This is a genomic window from Kaustia mangrovi (assembly GCF_015482775.1).
GTDB lineage: Bacteria > Pseudomonadota > Alphaproteobacteria > Rhizobiales > Im1 > Kaustia > Kaustia mangrovi.
Genome location: NZ_CP058214.1, coordinates 658,623 through 681,408, shown reverse-complemented (window position 1 = coordinate 681,408; position 22,786 = coordinate 658,623). Strand labels below are relative to the sequence as shown.

Below are 22,786 nucleotides of genomic sequence, written 5' to 3'. Positions count from 1 at the left end.
GAAGGGTCCGGGGATACGGCGGCGAACCCTTTCGGACCGCGCCATTCTGGACCCTCTGTCCGGGCCGTTTGGACCGGTCACTCGCTGCCCCGTCAGCGATGCTGCAGGCGGCGTCGTTTCCAGTCCGAAGGCGTTGTGTGCCACGGCCCCAGGGCTTGCGCAACGCCTTTGCCGATGAACGGGTCCTCGCCGTCCAAGAGCGTCGATGCTGCCCCGGCGCGCGGTGTCTGCCCGAAGGCATCCACACGCGCGTCAGAGCTGCATCCCGGTGGCGATTGCTGGCGGGTTGCCCCGACCCCTCCCGTACAGGCCCGCACGAGGCGGCCCCGCTTGTTCAAGGTCCTGGCCGGCTTCTCCGTCGAGAGCGCGGTGCTGGCCGAAGCCCGCATCGCATTCCCTCCGGATCAGCCCTCCGGGCGGCGCCTCGACGGTCCGAAAACCGTCTCGAGCCTCCGTCCGGTCCCGCCGGCGCCGGGATCACGGTGAGTTCCGATCAGTGTTGTCCGGTTTCGCCGTCTCCGGACCCTCTCGGACCGTGCAGGTAAAGTGTGCGTCGGGAACGGGGGGCTGTCATCGCCCCGCTACGCATTGTCCACACGCGTTCCACAACTTCGCGAATCACCAAAACGCGGCAATGGGATACCGCATTGCAGCAGAGGGCTGTCCGGTTGATAACTTTCGCGGAAGGGGCCGAGGCGGCCTCTCAGAAGTCCTTGCACAGGCGCAGCGCATCGTAGATGGCGGCGTGGATGTTGCGCGAGGTGACGGCATCTCCGATGCGGAACAGCCTGAAGGTGCCGTCGGGATTGGCGGCGATCTCCTGGGGGCGTCCGGCGACGAGAGCGGCATAGTCGACCTCGCCGCGGTTCACCGAGGCCTCCTTCAGGGCGAAATAGAGCTCGTCGAGCGGCATGGTGCCGTGCTCGGCGACCACCTGGTCCACGAGGCGCTCGCCCACCGGGCGGTCGGTGTAGTCGCTGATGAGCGTTACGGCGAGCCGGTTGCCCTCCCGCCTGATCGCGCCGACGCGGGTGGAGATGGTGACGGTCGCACCGTGCTCCTGGAAGGCGCGCAGATAGGGCACATAGTTGAGCCCGCCCATTTCGGGCGCGAACATCCGCTCCGGGCTCACCACCTCGAGCGTCGATCCCGCCTCCGCCAGGAGCTCGGCGGCCTGCATGGCCGGATGGCCGCCATTGTCGTCATAGACGAGGACGTCGGCGGCCGGCGCGACATCGCCCGACAGGATGTCCCAGCTCGACACGGCGAGCGCCGATCCCTCCTCGATGCAGTCGGTGTTCGGCAGGCCTCCGGTCGCCACGATCACGATATCGGGCTCTTCCGCCTCCACATCGGCGGCCTCCGCATAGGTGTTGAAGCGAAAGGCGACGTCGTGCTTTCCGAGCTGACCCATGCGCCAGTCGACGATGCCGATGAACTCCTTGCGCCGCATTGCGCGGGCAATGAGGCGCACCTGGCCGCCAGGCTCCGGCGCGGCCTCGAAGAGCGTGACCTTGTGCCCGCGTTCGGCGCAGACACGGGCGGCCTCGAGCCCGGCGGGGCCGGCCCCCACGATCACGACCTTGCGCAAGGGGCCCCGCGTTCGCGCGATGACATGGGGCATGGTCGCCTCGCGCGCGGTTGCCGCATTGTGGATGCACAACGTCTCGCCGCCCTCATAGATGCGGTCGAGGCAGTAGGTCGCCCCGACACAGGGGCGGATATCGTCCTCGCGGCTCTCCGCGACCTTGCGCGCGATGTGGGGGTCGGCGATATGGGCGCGCGTCATGCCGACCATGTCGAGCTTGCCTTCCGCCACCGCATGGCGGGCGGTCGCCACATCGGAGATGCGCGCGGCATGGAAGACGGGGAACTTCGTCTCCTGGCGCACGTCGCCCGCGAAGTCGAGATGGGGCGCGGAGCGCATGCCGTGGATCGGGATGACGTCGGCGAGCGCGGCATCGGTCTCGATATGGCCGCGAATGATGTTCAGGAAGTCCACATGGCCCGTCGCGACGAGCTTGCGGCAGATGGCGATACCGTCCTCGCGGGTGAGGCCCTTCTCCCAGTCCTCGTCGGCGACGAGGCGCATGCCGACGATGAAGTCCGGCCCGACGGCTGCGCGCACCGCCTCCAGCACGCGCAGGGTGAAGCGCAGCCGGTTGTCGAGGCTGCCATTGTACTCGTCGGTGCGCAGATTGGTGGCGGGCGACCAGAAGGCGTCCATGAGGTGGCCGTAGGCCTCGAACTCGAAGCCGTCGAGGCCCGCCGCCTTCATGCGCTCGGCGGCGGCGGCGTAGTCCTTCACGACGCGCTCGATGTCCCAGTCCTCCATCTCCTTGGGGAAGGCGCGATGGGCGGGCTCGCGCACCGGCGAGGGGGAGAGCACGGGCAGCCAGTCGGCCTGGCTCCAGGTTGTGCGCCGGCCGAGATGGGTGAGCTGGATCATCACCGCGCAACCGTGCTCGTGGCATTCCTCCGCCAGTCGCTTGAGATGGGGGACGATCTCGTCCTTGTAGGCGTGGAGGTTGCCGAAGGCCGGAGGGCTGTCGGGCGAGACGACGGCGGAGCCGGCCGTCATGGTCATGGCGATGCCGCCCTTCGCCTTCTCCACGTGATAGAGCCTGTAGCGCTCGGTCGGCATGCCGTCCTCGGCGTAGTTCGGCTCGTGCGCCGTCGACATGAGGCGGTTCTTCAGGGTGAGGTGCTTGAGCGTGAAGGGCTGGAGCAGCGGGTCGTTGCCTCGAACGAGCGTGGTCATCGGTCCTCCGGAGACAAGGCGGGCGGGCGGCACGGGATTTCTCGAACCGGACCAATTCTAACAAGGCGCCCGTCCGGCGCCATGCCGGAAAGCGTCATGATCGCGATCAATTCCGCTCCGGCGCGAAATGCTCTAACGTGGCGCCTCTGGATCGGAAGGCGCTGGACGAAGCGCCGTTCATGCCCGCCGTTCGGTCCGTTTCAAGGGTTCGGGGCAGCCCGCCTTCCGCGTCGCGCGAGGATACGGGCCGCTTCAGGGGAAACAAACGTGCGGGAGGCCAAAGTCCCATGTTCAGGACCATTCTGGTGCCGGTCGATCTGGAGCATCTGGAGCATTCCAAGGAACTCTTGCGGGTTGCCGCGCAATTCGCAAGCCAGGAAGGGGCGGATGTCCATCTGCTCAACGTGATCTACGGGCCGCCGGCGGTCGTGTCGCAATATCTGCCGGCCGACTACGAGAAGAAGGCCTCGGCGGATACGAAGGCGAAGCTGGAACGGGTCGCGGGTGCCGTCGAGTTCGGTGCCGGAAAGGTGGTCTGCGCGGTCCGCCACGGCAATAGCTATCCGGAAATCCTCGACTATTCGGAGGAGATCAAGGCCGACCTCATCGTCATGGCGTCCCACAGGCCGGGCGTGGCGGACTATCTGCTCGGCTCGACAGCGGCGCGGGTCGTGCGCCACGCGGCCTGTTCGGTCTTTGTCGTGAGGCACTGACGCGCGCCGGCCCGCAAGGGGTCCGGGGCGGGAAGACGCTCTCTCAGAATCAGAAGCCGGTCGCGGCCATCCGCTTCAGGGCCTCGAAATGCCGGTTGGCGCCGGCTGTGCGTTCGGAGGCGAACTGGGCGGCGACGGCCGTGCATGTCGCCTCGTCCAGGTCGCGCAGCTCCGCGCCCCCGGTTTCCGCCAGGATCTGGGTCTGGCAGACGCGCTCCAGATAATAGAGGTCGTCGAAGGCCTCGGCGACGGTCTCTGCGACCGCGACGACGCCGTGATTGGCCAGAAAGGCGATGTCGGCCTTGCCGAGCGCGCCGGCGATGCGCTCGCCTTCCTCCGCCCCGAGCGCCAGCCCGCCATAGTGGTCGTCATAGGCGATGCGGCCATAGAAGCGCAGGGCGTTCTGGCTCGCCATCCGCAATCGCATGTTGCGCCGCAGGGTGAGCGCGGTGGCATAGGGCATGTGCGTGTGGAGCGCGCATGTCGCATGCGGCACGAGCCGGTGGATCTCGCGATGGATGAAATAGGCCGTCGCCTCGACACCGTCCGGCACGTCCTCGCCCTCGTCGTCGAGCGCGCAGGAGACGATGGCTTCCGGCGTCATCTCGTCCCAGTGAAGCCCTTCCGGATTGATCAGGAAACGGCGCGTATTGGCACCGTCCGCCTTCGGCACGACCACGGAGAAATGGTTACACACCCCTTCGTGGAGGCCGAGGCGGGCAGCCCATCTGAGCGCGGTGGCGAGATCGTGGCGGAGCGGGGCTTCGGTGTCGGTCATCGTCTGTCTCCGGAGAGGATGCGCCGCATGACGGGTTCGCATGGTGGATCGCAATGTCACGGTGGAGGATCCTCGCAGAATTGATAATTGTTGACAATCACCAATTCTCGTTGTGAGCTTTGCGTGTCTGCCAATGCAGCAAGGAGGCCGGGCCGGAACTGCCCGGACATTGCCGTCGGATGTCGAAGGATCTGCAGATGAAGGGCCTCGCCATCGAGAAACAGACGCTGGTCGTGCAGGCCAAGGCGGCACTCAGGCGCGAGATCGTGTCGGGGCGGCTGAGGGCGGGGGAACGGCTCAGGGAAATGCCGCTGGCGGAGACATTCGGCCTGTCGCGCGGCACGCTGCGGGCCGCGCTCTCCGAGCTCGAGCGCGAGGGGCTCGTGGAACGGCGGGCCTATAGCGGCTGGTCGGTGACGGCCTTCACCTCGGCCGACGCCCACGAGCTCTACACGCTGCGCCAGGCGCTGGAGGGGCTCGCCGCGCGCCTTGCCGCGCAGGCGGCGCGCACGAGACCGGCCCACGACCTCAACGAGGCGCTCGCGCGGCTCAAGCGCGCCTGTGCGCTCGGCGAGCGCAGCGACGTGGTCGAGGCCGATCTCGCGCTCCACCTGCAGGTCATCGAGATGGCGGGGCATACGCGCCTGAAGAGCCTCTATGAGGGGCTGTCCGACCAGATCCGCGTGTTCATCGCGACTTCTGACGCCGGCGTGGAGGACGAGAGCGCTGTCTATGAGGAGCATCGCCGCCTGGTCGCGGCCATCCTGTCCGGCAATCCCGATCTCGCCGAGAGCGTGGCCCATGAGCACAATGCGGCCGCCGGCGAGGCCCTCTACCGGCGCATCAGCGCGCTCGACGATTCCTGAAGCCCCCGAAACGACAGGACAGTCCCCCCATGACCTACGAGACACCGAAGGCGGTGACCTTCGATTGCTACGGCACGCTGATCCGCTTCTTCGAAGGGCTGGAGACCGTGGCCCGCGCCATTGTCGACCGCCATGGCGGCACGCTGACGAGCGAGCAGCTCATCGCGGCCTATAGCGATGCCGAGCACAGGCTGGAGCAGGAGCCGCCGCACCGCCCCTTCAAGGAGGTGTCCCCGGCCGCCATGCGCGAGGCCTTCGGCACGCTCGGCCTCACACTCGGGCCGGGCGAGGAGATGAGCCTCGTCGAGGCCATTCCCACATTCGGCCCCTTCGAGGAGGTGCCGGCGGTGCTCGAGAGGCTGGGACGGAGCTGCCGGCTCTGCATCATCTCCAACACCGACGACGATCTCATCGCGGGCAATGTCGCCCGGCTCGGCGTGCCCATCGACGAGGTGGTGACGGCGGAACAGGCCGGCGCCTACAAGCCGTCGGAGGAGATCTTCCGCTACGCCCACCGCCGGCTCGGCCTTGAGGTGGACGATATCGTCCATGTGGCGCAGGGCCAGCGGCTTGATATCGCCGCCTGCAAGGCGCTCGGCCTGCGCGCCATCTGGATCAACCGCTACGGCGAGCCGGGCGTGCCGGCCAACGCGCCCTATGAGGAGCTCCGGGACCTTCGGGGCGTGCCGGCCCTTCTGGGACTGGAGGGATAGCCGCGGTTCGCCCGTCGTCCGTTCTCCGTCTGGCGGCAATTTTCGCGCCACCGTCTTGTCTGGCCGCCGCTTTGGGGGCAGGGTCCCGGAACCCGAACTTTGAGAGACAGTCCCCACAGGAGGCGGCGGTATGAAGGCGATCAGGATTCACGAGACCGGCGGCCCGGAGGTCATGACGCTCGAGGACGTCGAGCTCGGCGCGCCGGGGCCCGGCGAGGTGCGGGTGAAGCATGCCGCCATCGGCCTGAATTTCATCGATACCTATCACCGCACCGGCCTCTACAAGCTGCCGCTGCCGACGGGGCTGGGGTTGGAGGCCGCCGGCACCGTGGACGCGGTCGGCGAGGGCGTGACGACGCTGAAGGAGGGCGACCGCGTGGCCTATGGCGCGGGGCCGATCGGCGCCTATGCGCAAGGCCGCATCATGCCCGCCGGCCGGCTTGCGAAGCTGCCCGATGCCGTCTCATTCGAAACCGCGGCGGCCATGATGCTGAAGGGCATGACGGTGCGCTACCTGCTGCGCGAGACCTATCGCGTGGCGGCCGGCGAGACGATCCTGTTCCATGCCGCCGCCGGCGGTGTCGGGCTGATCGCCTGCCAGTGGGCGAAGGCGCTCGGCGCGACGGTGATCGGCACGGTGGGATCGCAGGAGAAGGCCGAGCTCGCGCGCGCCAATGGCTGCGACCACACCATCGACTACCGCAAGGAGAATGTCGCGGAACGGGTACGCGAGATCACCGGCGGGGAGGGCGTCCCGGTCGTCTATGACGGGGTCGGGCGGGCGACGCTGGAGGCCTCGCTCGACAGCCTGCGCCCGCGCGGGCTGCTGGTGAGTTTCGGCAATGCCTCGGGGCCCGTCGACAGTTTCGACACCGGGCTTCTCTCCGCGAAGGGCTCGCTCTATCTCACCAGGCCCACGCTCATGACCTATGTGGCGAGCGACGAGGCGCTGCGGGAGAACGCGTCGGACCTGATCTCCATGGTGGCGAGCGGAAAGATCGAGATCGCGGTCAACCAGCGCTATGCGCTCGCCGATGTGACGGCCGCGCATCGCGATCTCGAGGCACGCAAGACAACGGGATCCACGATCCTGATGCCGTGAACCGGCTCGGCGCGACCTCAGCCCGCCTTGCACTGGCGCGGCGAGGCGAGCGCGCGCCAGGCCGACGAGCAGGAGAGCTTGGAGCACATGAACTGGGCGATCATCGGGGCCGGCAGCGCATGCGCCAGGTTCAGATGGCGCCCGGTGCCGTCCGACAGCGTGCTCACGAGCATGCCGGCCAGCCGGCCATTCGCCGTGAAGACGGGCCCGCCCGATTCGCCCTTGCGGGTCGGCAGTTTCAGCACCATGGCGTCGGGATAGCCGAAATCCTTGTAGTGCACCGACTGGCCGAAGCTCATGGAGGCGACCTCGCCGACCCGGGCGACGTCGCCGGAGCTGCGCGGCCGGCCGAGCGAGAAGACCTGCGTGCCCGGCGTGAGGCAGGCATCGGAAACCGGCGTCACCGCGCGCACGTCGTGAATGCCGTTCAGCTTGATGAGCGCAAGGTCCGGCGAATGGGACACCGCCACCACCTTGCCCTCGTGGAGCCGCCCGTCGGGCCCGCGCGCCTTGACGAGCCAGCCGGACTTCACCGCCACATGGCCGGCGGTGATCATGTGACCCCGATTGTCGACCACGAAGCCGCTGCCCGCGGTCACCGCCTCGGGGAGCTCGTCCATGCCCTTCAGCCGGTCGGTGGAGGTGTCGCTGACCACCAGCGTGACATAGGAGGAGGAGGCCCGGTTCACCAGCGGTCCGATCGTGTCGGCCGAGCTGAGGCCGGCCGGCGTCGGCCCGTTCCTGATGTCGATGACGCGCGGATCCGCGGGCTGCTGGAAACAGCCGGACAGGAGGAGCGCCGCGGCGGCGGCGATGGCGGCCCTCATGCGCGCTCTCCCGCGAGCTGCAGGAGAGGCCCGAGATGGCGTTCGTAGCGTTTCCATTTGCCGATGGAGCGTGTGTTGATGGGCTGGCGCGCCTGCCAGACGCTGGCGGTGTCGATCGGCCGGTCGACATCCTGGGGCCTCAGGCAGTCGGGCGTCCAGTCGAGGCCCACATGGTCGACGAGTGCGCGCGCATGGGGTTCGGGATCGGCGACCAGCGCCTCGTAGTCGACCGTGTGGATGGCGACGGGCGCGTGCGCGTGCCAGTGGGCCATGAGCCGGTCGTGGAGCCGGGAGACCGCGGCGAAGGCCTCCAGATCGTAGGAGAAGGCGACGCCCTGGTCGAAATTCTGCTCGAAACAGGACAGCCCCGTATCGCGCGGATCGCGCCGGCAATGGACGATACGCGCGCGCGGGAAGAGCCAGGAGATGAGCCCGATGAAGAGATAGTTGCCGGGCGACTTGTTGGTCGCGAAGCGGGCGTCTGGCCGGTCGGCGAACATCTGGGCAAGAAGCGCCTCGCCGGTCTCGCGCGCCCAGTCGGAGCCGAACGTTCCCGCCTGCTCGGGATAGCCGGAGATCGTGCGTGCGATCCGGGGCAGGTCGTCGCGCTCGCCAAGTGCCAGAACGCTGTCATAGCCGGCGAGGATCTGCTCGACGAGCGTCGTGCCCGAGCGCGGCAGGCCGAGCACGAAGACGGGCCCCTCGCGCTGGACGCCCTCGTCGGCACGCGCGGCGAAGAAGTCGCTGGTGAAGGTCGCCATGACGCGCTCCACCTGCGCGCGGTGCCGCTCGGTGTCGAAGGGCAGGGCGCTCGCGCGCAGGGCATTGGCCTCCTCGAGCGCGGCGAAGGCGTCCTCGGGGCGGTCCGCGCGGTCGAGCAGCGTATAGAGCGCGAAGCCCGCATTGGCGCGCGAATTCGCGTCGAGCGCGGTGTCGGCGAGAAGCGGCCCGAGCCGCTCGGCGGCCTCGGGCTCCAGCCGGCGGATGGTGGCGAGCTTGTGATAGGCCTGCGGCAGGGCGGGATTGGCATCGAGAGCTGCGCGATAGCTCGCCTCCGCGCCGTCGAAGTCGCCGAGCCGCTGGAGCGCGGTGCCCCGGGCCATGAGCGCGGAGACGTTGCCGGGTTCGGCCGCGAGCGCGGCGTCCGCCACGTCCAGCGCCTCGCCGGAGCGGCGCAGCGCGATCAGGGCGCGGGCATGCCGGGCGAGGAATTCCGCCGGCAGGGCCTTCCGCGGGATGCGGGCGAATTCGCGCTCGGCCTCCTCTGTCTCGTCGCGATCCTGGAGGAGGACGGCGAGATTGGCGCGCGCCTGGTGGAAGTCGGGCGCGATGTCGAGCGCCTTGCGGTAGGCGGCGATGGCATCGTCCAGATAATCCTCCGCCTCCAGCGCGATGGCGAGCGTGTTGAGGATTTCCGCATCGCCCGGCATCAGGTCGTGGGCCTGGATCAGGAAGGGCAGGGCGTCGCGCGCACGGCCCTGCTCGGCGAGCGCGTTGCCGAGGCCGTAGAGCGCCTCCGCATCGCGCGGATTGAGCGTCATGGCGCGCCGGTAATGGCGCTCCGCCAGCGCGAAGGCGCCGCCCTGGCGGGCGAGCTCGCCGAGATTGATATGGACGTCGGGATCGTCGGGCGCGATCTTCAGCGCCTTTTCCAGAAGCTTGCGCGCGGCGGCACGGTCGCCGGCCTGCGCCTCGAACACGCCGAACTCCATGAGGAGCGCGGTGTCGCGGGGGCTGGCGGTCAGCGCCTGCCGGAAAGCCTGGCGCGCGGCGTCGCTCTGCCCGGCGCGGGCGAGCGCGCGGGCCGTGTCGAGAGGCGTGTCGGCGCCTGGTGAGGCAAAGGTCATGCGTGTCGGTCTGTCCCTGGAACTGTTCCCGCCATCTTTGCGAGAATGACACTCAAATCAAGAGTCTTCTGGACGGATGCCGACACGAATCGCAGGGACCGGCGCCCATTTGCAACGCCGGTCCCGTTTCGTCCCGCTCGCCGGGCGGTCCTCAGAAGAAGAACCAGGCTCCGAACTGGGCCCTTACGGCGTCGGCTGTCTCCTTGGTGTGATAGGCTGAGAAGGGATTAGTCGTCGTATCGAGGTGGCCCTGGAGATATTTGCGCTGGGCCCAGATGACCTCCCAGCCGAGCCGCATCTCGCGGACGGGCTGCCACATGACGTTGCCGTGCACGCTCATGATCTCGGAGTTCATGCTGCCGGAGGTCACGTTGGACATGGCGTCGGAGACGTCCCCCTTGTCCATCTTCGTCCAGCCCCAGCCGACATTCAGGCTGGTGGCCTCGGTGACGTTGAAGGTGAGCCCCGCGAAGACCCCCAGTCCCGCGATGGTCGCGATATGTCCGGTGGGGTCCACATAGGCGCCGATGCCGTTGGCCTTGCCGGACGAGTTGGTATAGGCGGCACCGAAGAGGTAGTTGCCGATACCGTCGCCATACATGACGGAGGTGGACAGTACGGCGATGTCGCCGAGATTGATGTTGGCCGCGCCCTGGACGGCCCAGCCGAGCGCGCTGTCGTTGTCGCCGCCGAGATCACCGTCGGTGTGGAAGTTGCGCAGCATGCCGGAGGCCAGGATCTGATGGCCACCGGGAAGGTCGTACTGAATGCGGGCATTCAGGTCCGGCAGGTTGTCGGAGGCGTTGGGCGCGTGGGAGAGCGTGCCGGTGACTGTCGGTTGCTCATAGAGATCGCCGCTGTCGCCGTCGCCGGTCGGGTCCTCGATGGAAACCGCGACCTCCATGGGCCCCGAATGATAGGTCAGGCGGACCTGGGCGTTGCGTGACGTGGCGATCAGGCCGACGGGGCCGTTGAAGTCCACCGTCGGAATGCCGGTGATCAGCGACATGAAGTTGCGCCAGTACTGGCCGACGCCGAAGGTCAGGTTCGGCGTGATGTCCCACTCGCCCCAGGCGTGGCGGACGCGGAAGTTGCCGCCATTCTCGCCGCCGAAGAAGTCGCCCTCGATCAGGGTGCGGATCTGGCCGATGGAGGTGTCGGACCGCGACTTGATGCGGAAGCGCGATTGCTGGGCATGCAGCCGGATGTGGTCCTGCCGCTGGTTCGTGTCGTCGATGATGGAGTAGCTGAAGGCGTTGCCGAGATCCTGGTCGAAATCGTAGATCACGTCGCCCTTGACGTAGCCGGAGACCGTCACCTCGTGGACCGGCGCCGGCAGGTCGGCGGTCGGCGTGATGGCGATGGTGAAGCCGCGGTCGGTCGGGATCGCGTCGCCGACGCGCGACGTGTTCCAGCCGGCGGTCGCCTCGGTGCCGCGGGTGAAGGTCACCCAGCTCGCCCCCTCCGGCATGGCCGGCACGGCGGGCTGGGCCTCGATCTGGTTCACGCGGGCCTGCAGGGCCTCGAGCTGGGCCTTCAGGGCGGCGAGCTCATCGGCCCCGGCCGCGCCGGTCGTGGTGATGATTGCCGCTCCGGCGAGCAATGCGCGCCGGAGCCACCTGGTCTCTCTCATGTCTGGAACTCCCATATTTCCCGTCCATGCGTATCGCACGTCCGGCCCCCGCGCCTTGGCTTGCGAGTCGGCCCGACTGCAACCTTAAGATGTTGCATCACGACAATACGCGCGAAGGGGGGAGTAAAATCAATCTGCAATTTATAATTGAATATTGGAAATATGCGTCTTGTGATAGTTATGCCACAAGGCGGTCGATGGCGGGGGCCGGGCAGGGCAAAGAAAAACCGGCCCGGGCATGACACCCGGACCGGCTGATTGTCGTGGTCTGTCGGCAGTAATTCTCAGAAGAAGAACCACGCACCGAACTGGGCGCGCCAGGCGTCGCCGTGCTCGTTGGAGCCGGAAGCCTGACCGACGATATCGTCGTCCTCGACGATGAGGTGTCCGCCGTCGCGATACTTGCGGTCGGCCCAGATGACTTCCCAGCCCAGGCGCATCTCGCGGACCGGCTGCCACATGATGTTGGCATGCACGCTCATGATCTCGCGGTTCATCTCCACACCGTAGAGATCGGCCGCGTCGCGCGTGTCGCCGCTATCCATCTTGGCCCAGCCCCAGCCGACATTGAATGTCGTCGCCTCGGTGACGTCGAAGGACAGGCCGGCGAAGACACCCAGACCCTCGATGGTCTTGATGTCGCCATCGAGATCGACATAGGCACCGTAGCTCGACCCATAGAGGTAGTTGCCGATGCCGTCGCCATACATGATGGAGGTGGTCAGCGTGGCGATGTCGCCGAGATTGAAGTTCACCGCCCCCTGGACGGCCCAGCCGAGAGCGCTGTCGCTATCGCCGAAGCCAACGTCGCCGTCGGTGTGGAAGTTACGCAGCATGCCGGAGACCAGGAACTCCCAGCCGCCCGGAGCGGAGTACTGGAAGCGGGCATTGAGATCCGGCAGGTTGTCGGAGGCATTCGCGAAGGCGAAGCTCGTGGTGATGCTGCTGCCTTCCGTGCCGGCCACGATGGCCGATGTCAGCAGATCATTACCGATGCCCTGGCTCGAATCGCCGGTCGGGTCCTCGATCGAGACCGCGAACTCCATCGGGCCGTCATGATAGGTCAGACGCACCTGGTTGTTGCGCGACGTGCCGATCAGGCCGATCGGGCCGTTGAAGTCCACCGTCGAGATGCCGGTGATCAGCGACATGAAGTTGCGCCAGTACCGGCCGACACCGAGGGTCAGGTTCGGCGTCATGTCCCACTCGCCCCAGGCGTGGCGCAGGCGGAAGTCGCCGCCCCAGAAGTCGCCCTCGATCAGGGTGCGGATCTGGCCGATGGAGGTGTCGGAGCGCGACTTGATGCGGAAGCGCGACTGCTCGGCATGCAGACGGATGTGCTCGGCGCTGTCCGGGTCGTCGGTGATCGCGGTGAAGCTGAAGGCGTTGCCGAGATCCTGGTTGAAGTCATAGATCACGTCGCCCTTGACGTAACCGGAGACCGTCACCTCATGGACCGGCGCCGGCAGATCGGCGGTCGGCGTGATGGCGATGGTGAAGCCGCGGTCGCTCGGAACCGCGTCGCCGACGCGCGACGTGTTCCAGTCGGCGGTCGCCTCGGTGCCACGCGTGAACGTGATGAAGCTCGCGCCCTCCGGCAGCTGCGAATTGGCAGCCGGCTGGGCCTCGAGCTGGTTCACGCGCGCCTGCAGAGCCTCGAGCTGAGCCTTCAAGGCATCGAGCTCGTCGGCCTGGGCACCTGTGGCCATGACGGAGACCGCCACGCCACCGAGGAGAGCCCGACGAAGCCACTTCGTGTTGGACATTCTCTCTTCCCCTCTATTCATCAAAACTGCACGACTGTATCGCACATGCTGCATTGGACCCTTCGCGACAGTCAGGGTCAATGGTCGCGCGGTATCAGGGCACCGGAATTCGAGGGGGCTGTGTCAGAAAAGCCACAAACTCGCCCGCAGAAAGCCTCGATTGGCCAAAATCGGAGAGGGTAGGCCGGTTTCCACAGGCCTGTGGGGCGGGGAAGAGGGGGGCTATGGCTCCGCCATGCGGCAATGCATAGCGTCTATGGTTCCAAAAAAAGCCCCGACTCAAAACCCCTGGGGATCGTGAGTCGAGGCCAATTCTCTCCAGTTGGAGAGTGAGAGAACACGGAAATGGTATCACCTTACCCCATGTCTGCCAAGCACGGCGATTGCGGGGAGGGCGCACAAAAGAAAACCGGCCCGGGCATGTTGCCCGGACCGGTCGATTTCAGGCTGTCTGTCGGCAGTAATTCTCAGAAGAAGAACCACGCACCGAACTGAGCGCGCCAGGCGTCGTCGCTCTTGTTCGTGCCGCTGGTGTTGCCAGCGCCGTCGATGCCACCGCCGTCGCGATACTTGCGGTCGGCCCAGATGACTTCCCAGCCCAGGCGCATCTCGCGGACCGGCTGCCACATGACGTTGGCATGCACGCTCATGATCTCGCGGTTGAGCTCCTCGCCGTAGAGGTCGGCCGCGTCGCGCGTGTCGCCGGAATCCATCTTGGCCCAGCCCCAGCCGACATTGAACGTCGTCGCCTCGGTGACGTCGAAGGACAGGCCGGCAAAGACGCCGAGACCCTCGATGGTCTTGATGTCGCCGTTGCGGTTGACATAGGCACCGTAGCTCGCACCGTAGAGGTAGTTGCCGATGCCGTCGCCATACATGGCCGAGGTGGTCAGCGTGGCGATGTCGCCGAGATTGAAGTTCACCGCACCCTGAACGGCCCAGCCGAGAGCGCTGTCGCCATCGAAGCCGAGGTCGCCATCGGTGTGGAAGTTACGCAGCATGCCGGAGACCAGGAACTCCCAGCCACCCGGAGCGGAGTACTGCCAGCGGGCGTTCAGGTCCGGCAGGTTGTCCGACGCGCCGCCGGTCTCGAGCGCAGCAGTCGCGGGCGTGGTGATCGTGCCGATGGCGCCGGTCAGCAGGTCGTTGCCGATGCCCTGGCTCGAATCGCCGGTCGGGTCCTCGATCGAGACCGCGAACTCCATCGGGCCGTCATGATAGGTCAGACGCACCTGGTTGTTGCGCGACGTGCCGATCAGGCCGATCGGGCCGTTGAAGTCCACCGTCGAGATGCCGGTGATCAGCGACATGAAGTTGCGCCAGTACCGGCCGACACCGAGGGTCAGGTTCGGCGTCATGTCCCACTCGCCCCAGGCGTGGCGCAGGCGGAAGTCGCCGCCCCAGAAGTCGCCCTCGATCAGGGTGCGGATCTGGCCGATGGAGGTGTCCGACCGCGACTTGATGCGGAAGCGCGACTGCTCGGCATGCAGGCGGATGTGCTCGGCGCTGTCCGGGTCGTCGGTGATGCCGGTGAAGCTGAAGGCGTTGCCGAGATCCTGGTTGAAGTCGTAGATCACGTCGCCCTTGACGTAACCGGAGACCGTCACCTCGTGGACCGGCGCCGGCAGGTCGGCGGTCGGCGTGATGGCGATGGTGAAGCCGCGGTCGTTCGGAACCGCGTCGCCGACGCGCGCCGTGTTCCAGTCGGCGGTCGCCTCGGTGCCGCGCTTGAAGGTGATGAAGCTCGCACCCTCCGGCAGCTGCGAGGACGCAGCCGGCTGGGCCTCGAGCTGGTTCACACGGGACTGCAGGGCCTGGAGCTGCGCCTTCAGGGCGGTCAGCTCATCGGCCTGTGCGCCGGTCGACATGACGGTAACCGCCACACCGCCCAGCAGCGCCCGACGGAGCCACTTGGAGTTCGTCATAATGTCTGTTCTCCCACTCTCTCTTCTGGAGTTGGCGGCACCCCCCGATTCCCCTCTCTCTCAAATCGAAGCGCGGTCATGGGAGGCCCCAGCACGACTTGCATCGCACAGATTGTATTTCTCTGCGCAGGAACACCCACGGTCAATGGCCGCGCGGCGGCTGTGGCCTGAATTTGACACCGTGTGTCGCAAAAGACACAGGTGTTGCGGTAGTAGAACACCGTTTCGTGCCGGCGGGCCTGTTTTGCGCCGTCCATGAGGGTTTGCTCTGCGGTGCGATCGGCCGCGTATGGGCGCCGGGTGCCCGCCAGAGATTCGCTTGCGATTGCGCTGTGCGGCCCGGTGATGGATAGAATGAGGCGGGCCGCGCCGGAGCGTTCATCCGGTACGACAAGGGAATGCCGCCGCCATGGCCGAACGCACGCGCAATCTGGTTCTCGTCTATGAGCCTGCACGGATGGATTTCGCCGACTTCAAGCAGATCCGCGCCCGCATCCATTCGCGTGCCCCCGATATCGAGGTCTTCGTCATCTCCAATGCCGCGCCGGCCACGAGCGAGGCGCGACGGGCGGCGGAACGCCCGCTGCTCGTCGTGTCGCCGACGAGGCTGCGTCAGTACCGGCCGGAGCGTGGGCGGATCTATGCGGGCAAGCGGCTTCCCAAGGAGGGCGAGATGGCCCGGCTGGCCGAGCGCGGGGTGCCCGTGCCGCGGACCGCGCTTCTCACACCCGATGCCACATTCGAGCCGGGCGAGTGGGGGCCGTATGTGCTGGTCAAGCCGACGGCAAGGGGCAGCCAGAGCACAGGCGCGGGCGTCCAGGCGATGCGGACCGAACGGCTGCGCCACATCGCGCCGGAGGACTATCCGCCGGGCCATCCCGGCCGGAAGGGACCGATGCTCGTCCAGCAATTCATCGATACCGGTCCCTGCCCGCGCCACTACCGGATCATGACGCTCTTCGGCGAGCCGCTCGTGGCCTACTATTCCGAGCTCGTCGACGAGCGCCCGCCGCTCGACGCGCCCGACGCGGTGCTGGAGAGTGCCTGCGTGGCCACCAATGGCGGGCGCAGACGGCGCGTCTTCTTCAAGGACGACGATATCCTCGCCATGGCCCGGCGCGCCTATGAGGCGGTCCCGGAGATCCCGTTGCAGGGCTGCGACATCCTGCGCGACGCGCGCACGGGCGCACTCTATGTCATCGAGATCAATGCCGGCGGCAACACCTGGCATTTCTCATCGCCCATGGGCGCGCGGGCGCGCGAGGAGTTCGGCAGCGCCGATCCGATGGTCGGCCAGTTCGGCGCGTTCGATGTCGCTGCGCGCGTGCTCATCGACCGGACGAGGAGGGAAGCGGAATAAGAAGGGGCGTTCAGTTCAGTCAGGGGGAAGGTTGAGGGACCGCACGCGCAATCTCGTCATGGCCTATGACGCGAGACGCCTCGATGTTGCCGATTTCAGGCAGATCAGGGCGCGGATCCATGCTCTGGCCCCGGATATCGAGGTGTTCCTCGTCTCCAGCCGGTCGCCGGCGCTGAGCGACGTCCGCAAGGTGGCGGAGCGGCCGACCCTCGTGTTCTCGCCGACCGCGCTCAGCACCTTCCGCCCCATGCGCGGCAAGGTCTATTGCGGCCGCGCGATGAAGAAGAGCGAGCAGATGGCGCGGCTCGCAGCCGTCGGCGTGAGCGTTCCGAAGACGGCGGTGCTCGGTCCCGACACCGTGCTCGACCCGGCCGAGTGGGGCGACTACATCCTGCTGAAGCCCACCGCCGGTTCGGAGAGCCACGGCAAGGGCGTCCAGCTCATGCGCACGGAGCGGGTGCGCTATATCGCGCCGGAAGACTATCCGCCGGGCCATCCCGGCCGGAAGGGGCCGATGCTCCTTCAGCAGTTCATCGATACCGGGTCCCGGCCGCTTCACTATCGCGTCTCGACGCTCTTCGGCGAGGCGCTCTATGCCTATGCGTCCCGGCTCATCGGCGAACGCCCGCCGCTCGATGCTCCCGACGACGTGTTGGAGAGCGCCTGCGTGGCCACCAATGGCGGGGAGCGGGATCGCTTCTTCTATGAGGACGAGGAGATCTTCGCGCTTGCCCGCAGGGTCTACGAGGCGGTTCCCGAGATCCCGCTCCATGGCTGCGATATCCTGCGCGACGCCCGCGGTGGCAGACTTTATGTGATAGAGTTCAACCCGAGGGGAAACACCTGGCATTTCTCCTCGCCGCGTGGCGGCGGCGCCGAATCGCGCGAGGCGCTTGGCGGGCGCGCGGCGCTGGTCGGCCAGCTCGGGGCGTTCGACGTGGTCGCGCGGGTGCTGATCGAGCGCACCCGGGCGGAGGCCGAATAGGGTGCGTGAGCCGCGGCGAGGTCAGGGAATACGGCCGAGAAGCCGGTCGATGGCGGCTTCCGCCTCCGGTTCTGTGAGGAAGGGGGGGTGGGCGCGGCCCGGCACGGTCACGGCCTCGAGCGCCGGCATGGCGGTCTGCATGGCCTTGACGGTCGCCGCACTCAGGAGATCGGAATTCGCTCCGCGCACGACGAGGACCGGACGGCCGGCGAGGGCCATGAAGGAGGGCCATGCCGGCGGCAGCGCCCCGCTCTCCAGCATGGCCTCGGTCGGGAAGGTGCGGGCGATGTCCGGGTCGTAGTCGAGGGCGGGCCGCCCGTTCTCGTCGCGGTAGAGCCTGCGGGCGAAGGCCTGCCAGTCCGCCTCGGTAAGGCCCTCGAATCCGGGATTGGCGGCCTTGACCGCCTCCGTCGCGTCCGCCCAGTCCCGAGGCGCGGTGGCACCGTCGAGCCGCCGGCGGATCTGGATCAGGCCTTCGCTCTCCAGCACCGGGCCGACATCGTTGAGGACGACGCCCGCGAGCGCGGCCGGTCTTGCCGCCGCCAGCGCCATGGCGACGAGCCCGCCGCGCGAGGTGCCGATGGCGACCACGCGCCCGATGCCGGTCAGCGCCAGAAGCTGGAGCACGTCGGTGCATTCGACGGGCACGGTGTAGCTCCGCCAGTCGGCCGCCCTGTCGGAGCGCCCGCGTCCCCTGAAATCCAGGGCGAGGACGCGGCGGCGTGGGGCGAGCCGCAAGGCCAGCTCGTGGAAGTCCTTGGCGTTGCGCGTGAGGCCCGGCAGGCACAGCACCGGCGTGGCGCCGGTCTCCGCGGAGCCGTAGTCGCGGGCGACGAGGGTCAGCCCGTCCTGCACGGTGAAGCGGATCTCGCGATAGGCGGAGGCGCCATGATCCATCGGTTGTGTGTCTCCTTGGCCGGGACGGGCGGGCCGGCAGCGCTTCGGGCGGGCAGGGAGCGGCCTAGTTGCAGGAAATGAGCGCGGCGATACGGTCCTCCGCCTCGCCGCCGATGCAGTCGTCGTCGGCCATGCCGCGCCCGTCCGCGGAGCCGCCTATGGCGCCGGTCACGGTCAGCCGCGACGGCCCGCCGCGATGGAGGTCGGCGACGAGGCCCTGGCGGGGCCGTCCAGCCGCGAGCGGTAGACCTGCACATTCGCCATGACCTTCTTCACATAGCCGCGCGTCTCGGTGAAGGGGATCGCCTCGACCCAGTCGACCGCCTCGATCTCGCCGGTGCGCGGGTCGCCGTAGCGCTCCACCCAGTCCGTGACGCGGCCGGGCCCGGCATTGTAGGCGACGAGGGTGAGGATGTAGGAGCCGTTATACTGCTTGAGGAGGTCGCTGAGATGGGCCGTGCCGAGGGTGAGATTGTAGCCTGCGTCGCGGCCAAGCCGGGAGGCGTCGTAGGACTGGCCGTGTGCCTTCGCGATCAGCTTGGCGGTGCCCGGCATGATCTGCATCAGCCCGCGCGCGCCTACGCCGCTGGTGGCGGTCAGGTTGAATTCGCTTTCCTGCCGGATGAGGCCCAGAACGAAGGCACGATCCACCGGATCGGCGATGCGCTCGTAATTCGGCAAGGCATTGACGGGATAGGCGAACCCCCGAGGTCGAAGCCCCCGGAGGCCGCCCTCTTGGCGGTGCGCAACGCCAGATTGGGCGCGCCGAGCCGCCAGGCGAGCGTTGCCAGGGCCGTCGCCTCGCCCTGGCTCTTCAGCCGCGGGGCGAGCGTGGAGAAGAAGGGGGCAGAAGCGCGGGCTGGCCGGCCTGACCCACCATGCGGGTGGCGCGCGCGACCTCGTTGCGGTCGAGCGCGGCCATGTCTGCCGGGCTGGCCTGGGGGGTGGCCGAAACGCGGATCGCCGCGCGATTGAGGCCGATCATGTCGCGGGCGAGCTGGCCGTAATAGGTGAAGGGCCGGCGCGCTGCCGCCTCGTAATGGCGCCGGGCGTCGGGCTGGCGTCCGACGGCGGCATCCACCCGGCCGAGCCAGTATTCCGCCCGGGCGATCTCGCGGTCCTTGGTCGTGCCCTTGCGCAGGCGCCAGAAGTGCTTGCGTGCGATTTCCGGCTGTTTCAGGAAGCGCAGCGCGATCCAGCCGGCCAGGAACTCGCCCTGCTCGAAGTACTCCCCGGAGGAATAGCCGTGCTCGCTCGCCAGCTCGTAGGCCTCGCGCCAGGCCTGCTGGGCGCCGGCCGCAACGACATGCGCGCGATCAGCCGGCGCTCGACCCACCAGGGATAGGGATAGGACAGTTCGTTGTGGCTCGCCGGGACCTGGCGCAGCATGGCCCGCGCCTTCGCCTCGTTGCCGGTCTTGCGGTAATAGCGCGCGAGCGGATAGGTGAGCAGGAGCTGGTTGCGCAGCGAGGCGGGAACGGCGGCATAGAGCCGCGGGCCGTCCTTCGAAAGGCTGAACAGGGCGGCGGCGGCCTTGGCGAGTTTGACGTGGTCGGACGATATCCGGGCGGCGGTGCGCAGGGCGGCACGCGATTCCTGCTCGTAGATCAGCCGGACGAGGCGCGCCCGGTGGTCCGCCTGGCCGATCAGGCCGCCGAACTCGGCCATGACGCGCTTTTCGCCGCTTTCGCTGAAATCGTCCTCGCGCCAGGCGCGGGCGGCCCATGCGGCGGCTTTCGCCCGGTCGCCGCGGGCGAGATAGGCGCGCGAGAGCGCCAGCTTGCCCATGGCGGTCTCCGGCTGCCGGTTCGCGAAGAATGAGAATATGGCGGCCGCCGGCGCCTTCTGGTCATAGAGGGCCTGTTCGGCGCGGATCGTGATGAGCCGCTGCTGGGGCCAGTCCGGATTGTCGTCGAGAAAGGCGATGATCCGTGCGTATCCGGCATCGAGGGAGCGGCTCTGGGCATAGAGCCAGTCGATCACCTTGCGCTGGACCGGATCGGACAGCCGGGCCTTCAGGGCCTGGGCCTGGTCGTGCTTGCCGGACAGCGCCTTTTCGAGCGCGTCGGAGAAGGCCCGGTCCGTGCGGGTGCTGGCCTGCGCGGCGGCCGCGACGCGAACGGACTCCGCCTGCGGGGCTTCGGCCCGGGCGGGAACAGATGGCGCGCAGAGCAGGGCGCCGCACAGGGCGAGGGCGCTCGCGCGCGCCATCGATCGGCTCCGCGGCGAAACACGAGCCCGACACCTGCCGGCCTGCCGCAACCGGCGCCGGTACGCGATCGAAAATGACATCATCCCCCAACACTACCCGTTAAGGCCCACCGGACGCCACATGCGCGTATACGAAAATTGCGACCAAGGTTGGGCGGGGCTCCCGCGCGATATGGCGTGCGACTTGCTGTGCCGGGCGCTTTGTGTCTATGGTGCCCGGAATTTCCGCAGTTTCCGGTTCTGCCTGCGTGAGAGAGGCAATCTGATGACAATGTTCAAGGGCTCCATCCCCGCGCTGCTCACCCCGATGCGTGACGGCACGGTCGACGAGGACGGCTTCCAGGCCTTCGTGGAATGGCAGATCGAGCAGGGCTCGCACGGCATCGTTCCTGTGGGGACGACCGGCGAATCGCCCACGCTCAGCCATGAGGAGCACAAACGCCTCATCGAGCTGGCCGTGGAGGCCGCCGCCGGCCGCGTGCCGGTGATCGCGGGCACGGGCTCGAACTCGACGGAAGAGGCGGTGTCGCTGACGCGCTTCGCCCACGAGGCCGGTGCCGACGGTGCGCTGGTGGTCGTGCCCTACTACAACAAGCCGACGCAGGAAGGCCTCTACCAGCACTTCATGGCGGTCGCGGCGAGCGCGGACATTCCGATCCTCATCTACAATGTCCCGCCACGCACGGTGACCGATATCTCCGTGGAGACCATGGCGCGTCTCGCCCGCGATGCCGACAATATCGTCGGCGTGAAGGACGCGACCGCCGATCCGGGCCGCGCGAGCCGCCAGCGCCTGGAGATCGGGGCGGACTTTATCCAGCTTTCGGGCGAGGATGCCACCGCGCTCGGCTTCATGGCCCATGGCGGGCATGGCTGCATCTCGGTCACCGCCAATGTCGCCCCGCGGCTGTGCGCTGATTTCCAGGAGGCGTGCATGGCGGGCGATTTCGCGCTCGCGCTCACGATCCAGGACCGGCTGATGCCGCTTCATACGGCGCTGTTCGTGGAGACGAGCCCGTCGCCGGTGAAATATGCGGCAAGCCTGCTCGGGCGGTCCTCGGAGGATATCCGCCTGCCCATGGTTCCGCCGACGGAGGCAACCCGCACGCAGGTGCGCGATGCCATGGTGCATGCCGGGCTGATCAACTGACGTTCAGGGTAGAGAAATGGCCAGCGCCGCCACCAAGAAGAAGGGCGGGCCGGTCTCCGGACGCACCGTCGTCGCGGAGAACCGGCGCGCGCGCTTCGATTACGAGCTCATGGAGACCTTCGAGGCCGGAATCGTCCTGACCGGCACGGAGGTGAAGAGCCTGCGGTCCGGCAAGGCGAGCCTCGGGGAGTCCTATGCGACGGTGGAGGGCGACGAACTCGTTCTCATCAATTCCCACATCCCGGAATACGAGCAGGCGAACCGCTTCAACCACGAGCCGCGCCGGCCGCGCAAGCTGCTCCTCCACCGCCGCCAGATCCACAGGCTGGCGGGGGCCGTGCAGAAGGAGGGGCTCACCATCGTGCCGCTGAAGCTCTATTTCAACGAGCGCGGGATCGCCAAGCTGGAGATCGCGCTCGCCCGCGGCCGCAAGCATCACGACAAGCGCGAGGTCCAGAAGGAACGCTCCTGGCAGCGCGAGAAGGCCCGTTTGCTGCGCGAGCGCGGCTGAGACGCCATCCAGTCGGAGTGTTGCGGCACTGGCCGGCTCCCCCACTCGGGATCAGTCGCCGACATGGTCGCGGATGGCGGCGATGACGGCGTTGAACATCTCCGGCGTCAGCCGCCGCGTCTGCGTGTTGTAGCGCGAGCAGTGATAGCTGTCGAAGAGCGCCACGCCGCCGAGATCGTGGATGGCGCCATGGCCGAATGGGTGGGCGGAGCGCTTGAGGCCGCGCGCCGTCAGCACGGCGTCATGCGCGATCCGGCCGAGCGCGAGCACGGCCACAAGCTCGTTCAGATCCTCAAGAAGGTGCGACAAGTAGTTGTTGCAGAGTCGTATTTCCGGCCCCGTCGGCTTGTTCTGCGGCGGGACGCAGCGCACCGCATTGGTGATCATGCACCGTTTCAGCGTCAGCCCGTCGGCCGGGGTCGCGCCATAGGTGCCATGGGCGAAGCCGTGGCCGATGAGCGTCGCATAGAGGAGATCGCCGGCGAAGTCGCCCGTGAAGGGCCGCCCGGTCTTGTTCGCGCCCTTGAGCCCGGGGGCGAGCCCGACCACGAGGAGACGCGCCGTCCGGTCGCCGAAAGAGGGGACGGGCGCATTGAACCAGTCGGGATGCTCGGCCCTGTTCCTGGCGCGGAACTCCGCAAGGCGCGCGCATTTCGCGCAGTCATGCGGCGGTTCCGGCAGGGCGGAAGCGGGATCTGGGGTCATCTGGGTCGCCTGCACAAGGAATCGGAACGTTCGCGT

Annotated in this window: 19 protein-coding genes; 8 read left to right on the top strand and 11 right to left on the bottom strand. The window is 67.7% G+C overall.

The features are described 5' to 3' along the window. Positions 1-703: 703 nt before the first annotated feature. Positions 704-2,761, bottom strand: a complete 2,058-nt coding sequence (locus HW532_RS03235; RefSeq protein ID WP_213163037.1) for an NADH:flavin oxidoreductase — start codon at positions 2,759-2,761, stop codon at positions 704-706. A gap of 287 nt (positions 2,762-3,048) precedes the next feature. Between HW532_RS03235 and HW532_RS03230 the strand changes: the two genes are divergently transcribed. After that, on the top strand, positions 3,049-3,474 hold the full coding sequence (locus tag HW532_RS03230) for a universal stress protein (protein WP_213163036.1): 426 nt from the start codon (positions 3,049-3,051) through the stop codon (positions 3,472-3,474). A 49-nt stretch (positions 3,475-3,523) separates the two neighbouring features. Here HW532_RS03230 and HW532_RS03225 read toward each other — a convergent pair whose 3' ends face one another. Further along, positions 3,524-4,252: an aldolase gene (locus HW532_RS03225; RefSeq protein WP_213163035.1), complete on the bottom strand. Its 729-nt coding sequence runs from the start codon at positions 4,250-4,252 to the stop codon at positions 3,524-3,526. Between the two features lie 179 nt (positions 4,253-4,431). Between HW532_RS03225 and HW532_RS03220 the strand changes: the two genes are divergently transcribed. From HW532_RS03220 to HW532_RS03210, 3 genes are all read left to right on the top strand, one after another. Continuing rightward, on the top strand, positions 4,432-5,118 hold the full coding sequence (locus HW532_RS03220; protein ID WP_213163034.1) for a GntR family transcriptional regulator: 687 nt from the start codon (positions 4,432-4,434) through the stop codon (positions 5,116-5,118). 29 nt (positions 5,119-5,147) lie between these two features. After that, positions 5,148-5,831: a haloacid dehalogenase type II gene (locus tag HW532_RS03215; RefSeq protein ID WP_213163033.1), complete on the top strand. Its 684-nt coding sequence runs from the start codon at positions 5,148-5,150 to the stop codon at positions 5,829-5,831. A 130-nt stretch (positions 5,832-5,961) separates the two neighbouring features. Continuing rightward, a complete protein-coding gene (locus tag HW532_RS03210; protein ID WP_213163032.1) occupies positions 5,962-6,933 on the top strand; it encodes a quinone oxidoreductase family protein in 972 nt (323 codons plus the stop codon). A gap of 17 nt (positions 6,934-6,950) precedes the next feature. On the opposite strand, the gene HW532_RS03205 is transcribed toward HW532_RS03210, so the two are convergent. The 5 genes from HW532_RS03205 to HW532_RS03185 form a co-directional block, all read right to left on the bottom strand. Then, the gene (locus HW532_RS03205; protein ID WP_213163031.1) at positions 6,951-7,760 is read right to left on the bottom strand and encodes a S1 family peptidase; all 810 of its coding nucleotides are present in this window, start codon (positions 7,758-7,760) and stop codon (positions 6,951-6,953) included. Next, entirely contained in the window at positions 7,757-9,607 is a 1,851-nt protein-coding gene (locus HW532_RS03200) for a tetratricopeptide repeat-containing sulfotransferase family protein (protein ID WP_213163030.1), read from the bottom strand. Before HW532_RS03200 ends, HW532_RS03205 begins: the two co-directional genes overlap by 4 nt. Before the next feature lie 151 nt (positions 9,608-9,758). Beyond that, a complete protein-coding gene (locus HW532_RS03195; RefSeq protein WP_213163029.1) occupies positions 9,759-11,240 on the bottom strand; it encodes a DcaP family trimeric outer membrane transporter in 1,482 nt (493 codons plus the stop codon). Between the two features lie 284 nt (positions 11,241-11,524). Further along, positions 11,525-13,006, bottom strand: coding sequence for a type IV pilus assembly protein FimV (locus HW532_RS03190; RefSeq protein WP_213163028.1), 1,482 nt, complete (start codon positions 13,004-13,006; stop codon positions 11,525-11,527). A gap of 467 nt (positions 13,007-13,473) precedes the next feature. Further along, on the bottom strand, positions 13,474-14,931 hold the full coding sequence (locus tag HW532_RS03185; RefSeq protein WP_213163027.1) for a type IV pilus assembly protein FimV: 1,458 nt from the start codon (positions 14,929-14,931) through the stop codon (positions 13,474-13,476). A gap of 409 nt (positions 14,932-15,340) precedes the next feature. Between HW532_RS03185 and HW532_RS03180 the strand changes: the two genes are divergently transcribed. Both HW532_RS03180 and HW532_RS03175 read left to right on the top strand, forming a co-directional pair. After that, on the top strand, positions 15,341-16,291 hold the full coding sequence (locus HW532_RS03180) for an ATP-grasp domain-containing protein (protein WP_213163026.1): 951 nt from the start codon (positions 15,341-15,343) through the stop codon (positions 16,289-16,291). A 31-nt stretch (positions 16,292-16,322) separates the two neighbouring features. After that, entirely contained in the window at positions 16,323-17,276 is a 954-nt protein-coding gene (locus HW532_RS03175; RefSeq protein WP_213163025.1) for an ATP-grasp domain-containing protein, read from the top strand. A 21-nt stretch (positions 17,277-17,297) separates the two neighbouring features. Here HW532_RS03175 and HW532_RS03170 read toward each other — a convergent pair whose 3' ends face one another. From HW532_RS03170 to HW532_RS03160, 3 genes are all read right to left on the bottom strand, one after another. After that, on the bottom strand, positions 17,298-18,173 hold the full coding sequence (locus HW532_RS03170; protein WP_213163024.1) for an alpha/beta fold hydrolase: 876 nt from the start codon (positions 18,171-18,173) through the stop codon (positions 17,298-17,300). 174 nt (positions 18,174-18,347) lie between these two features. After that, a complete protein-coding gene (locus HW532_RS03165; RefSeq protein WP_213163023.1) occupies positions 18,348-18,854 on the bottom strand; it encodes a lytic transglycosylase domain-containing protein in 507 nt (168 codons plus the stop codon). 495 nt (positions 18,855-19,349) lie between these two features. Further along, entirely contained in the window at positions 19,350-20,384 is a 1,035-nt protein-coding gene (locus HW532_RS03160) for a hypothetical protein (RefSeq protein WP_213163022.1), read from the bottom strand. A gap of 271 nt (positions 20,385-20,655) precedes the next feature. Here HW532_RS03160 and dapA point away from each other — a divergent pair, with 271 nt between their 5' ends. Beyond that, positions 20,656-21,534, top strand: coding sequence for a 4-hydroxy-tetrahydrodipicolinate synthase (dapA, locus tag HW532_RS03155; RefSeq protein WP_213164398.1), 879 nt, complete (start codon positions 20,656-20,658; stop codon positions 21,532-21,534). A gap of 16 nt (positions 21,535-21,550) precedes the next feature. Then, positions 21,551-22,045, top strand: a complete 495-nt coding sequence (smpB, locus tag HW532_RS03150) for an SsrA-binding protein SmpB (RefSeq protein ID WP_213163021.1) — start codon at positions 21,551-21,553, stop codon at positions 22,043-22,045. Between the two features lie 51 nt (positions 22,046-22,096). Here the strand turns inward: smpB and HW532_RS03145 are convergent, their stop codons facing one another. After that, positions 22,097-22,750, bottom strand: coding sequence for a uracil-DNA glycosylase (locus HW532_RS03145; protein WP_213163020.1), 654 nt, complete (start codon positions 22,748-22,750; stop codon positions 22,097-22,099). Positions 22,751-22,786 lie beyond the last annotated feature (36 nt).